General features: G+C 35.6%; 3 protein-coding genes. All 3 read right to left on the bottom strand.

The window, feature by feature from the left end; genetic code table 11:
- Nucleotides 1-251: 251 nt before the first annotated feature.
- The 3 genes from BVH04_RS24900 to BVH04_RS24890 all read right to left on the bottom strand — a co-directional run bounded on the left by BVH04_RS24900 (nucleotide 252) and on the right by BVH04_RS24890 (nucleotide 2,041).
- Nucleotides 252-659: a transposase gene (locus BVH04_RS24900; protein WP_240511063.1), complete on the bottom strand. Its 408-nt coding sequence runs from the start codon at nucleotides 657-659 to the stop codon at nucleotides 252-254.
- A 305-nt stretch (nucleotides 660-964) separates the two neighbouring features.
- Nucleotides 965-1,429 (bottom strand): hypothetical protein, encoded by a 465-nt coding sequence (locus tag BVH04_RS24895; protein ID WP_086544165.1) that lies wholly within the window; start codon nucleotides 1,427-1,429, stop codon nucleotides 965-967.
- 3 nt (nucleotides 1,430-1,432) lie between these two features.
- Nucleotides 1,433-2,041 (bottom strand): hypothetical protein, encoded by a 609-nt coding sequence (locus tag BVH04_RS24890; RefSeq protein WP_170147827.1) that lies wholly within the window; start codon nucleotides 2,039-2,041, stop codon nucleotides 1,433-1,435.
- Nucleotides 2,042-2,209 lie beyond the last annotated feature (168 nt).

Genomic DNA, 2,209 nt, shown 5'->3' with positions numbered 1-2,209 from the left:
TTGGATCAAGTACAAACCATCTGTCTATAGCAGGATTCCCCCCACTGGGTGTAGTCTCGACACCGTGGTGACTGGGTGTAGTTTGTCCCGTACAGCTGTCGGGACTACACCCTCCTATCAGTTCCAATTTTTAATTGGGAATACCTGCCAGACTCACTAATAATCCACCTCAATTAAACCTTTCAATCCAGAATACCTGCCCGACGTGGCGGGGTTCCGAGCACTTGAATATAAGAAATCTTCAGCATTTTCTACCCAGGGCCCCTAACAGGGTTTTCATGAATGTACGCCATCCTGCTTTCAATCATTTCAAGTTTATACAACTCAATTGCATGATTTTCATGGGTCCAAAACTGCAATTCGCCTGATCGCTTATTAAACTTAGCATGATACTCAAAAATCATCTTCAACCACTCTCGCCTACTTTCTTGAGAGTTTTCAAGAATCATTTTCAATAATTTCTTACTCGTGAACTTTTTGAAATCCCGCACCCAATCCGAGAGCTTTCTGTCCTTTTGCTGAACGACCAAATGAATATGATTGCTCATGATCACATAGCCGTACAAATACAAACCCTTTTCCTTTCGACAATAGATCAAATTCTCCAAAATGAAATCCCGATATACTTTTCTGGTAAAAACATCTGCCCAACCTACCACTTGGAACGTAAAGAAATAAGGTATTTTATAAGTTAAAATTTGATTTTATTGGTCTCATAGAATCTCGCTTGGGTGATTCTTGCCTACATTTAAAAGATCTTCAATTACTCGATTTCTTGATCACGAATTTGATAAGCTTCTCCCATATCATCAACATAAAGAGAGTTGCTCGAATTAAAAATTCAATATATATAAAGGTGTAGTCCCGACAGCTGTACGGGACAAACTACACCTAGAGTCCAACACCCCATTACAAATTATACCTATACTACACTCACCTGCAATAACAAGAAACTTCTCCACTCTCAGTATGAGAGTTTAGATTTATACTTATCTTCAAAATTATTCTTAAAATAATTATTTAAAATTTTAACTTTAGGATTTTCCATTTCTTTGGAGACCACTAATTTTCTGTTATTTATTTTTAAATAGACTTTCTTACTTAATAATTCACATAATACATATATAGACATCGATATAAATACAAAGGCTAAAACAATATTTACTCCAATCTTTCTCACCTCAGTATTTTCTAATTCCAACACAGAATTAAACTGATTAAATCTAGAAAATAGATTATAAAAAATAATAATTGAACAAAGCAGAAAAAATATAGAAATTACTATTAGAATAATTCTATTTTTAACCATAACACCATATCCAAGTTCCAAGCTAGAAATTTCACTGAATTTTAACACTCTAGTAGGCCCATTTTTAAATAAAAACAAACCATTTTCTAAATCAATTTTAAACTCAATAACATCAATCATAATTCAATTTTTTAAGAGCTTCTTTTCATTAAGTTCAGTAAAATTTACAGGAATCACTGGGTCATTCAAAAGCCAAGGCATATTTTGCTTCATGAAATAAATTTCAAGCCCTCTATTAATCAAAATTTCAATCACTTGTCGTGCCTTTGAATTTTTAATTGAAATTAAATCTTGCCCCATATGTGTCGCCCGAAACTTGCTACCTCCCGGAAAATATTCAAACATATTTATTCCTTTCATGCTATTCCAATTCTTATCAACCCAAAAAGTATTTCCTCTTCTATCAGACATTTTATAGTAAGTTATGCCATCAACTTCCTTGGAATTTCCTACATACCCATATCCTTTGCCATTCTCTCTAGATATTTCATTAGGAGTTTTTTGTTTAGAGTCACTATTTCCTGAACAACAATCTTTCTTCTCTTGATCATTCTTGCTTTTTTTATCAGAAAGATATCCACCATCTTCTGTATGGCTCCATACGTTTCCGATATCAATATCTTCACCATATCCTCCTTTAACTACCTGCCCAGTACCCACTTCATTTTGAGTAGGATCCTCACTGTCGCTGTGTTTCGGGGTTGCGTGAACGATTGCAACCTGCGGTGCCATCCCATCCGGATCGATATACCTCAGCGGATTATTGAATGCATAATTGTACGGTGAATGCCTACGCATCTTTTCCGCCAGTGGATCAAGTACAAACCATCTGCCAATGGCCGGATTCCCGATACGCTTCACTATCGGGACAGGCTATACATCCTAGCTCCGAAGTCATAC

Origin of the sequence: Algoriphagus antarcticus, assembly GCF_002150685.1 — a bacterium.
In the GTDB taxonomy this organism is placed as follows: Bacteria; Bacteroidota; Bacteroidia; order Cytophagales; family Cyclobacteriaceae; genus Algoriphagus; species Algoriphagus antarcticus.
Note: the sequence above shows the minus strand (reverse complement) of the source record. Positions and strands in the feature narration are given on the sequence as shown.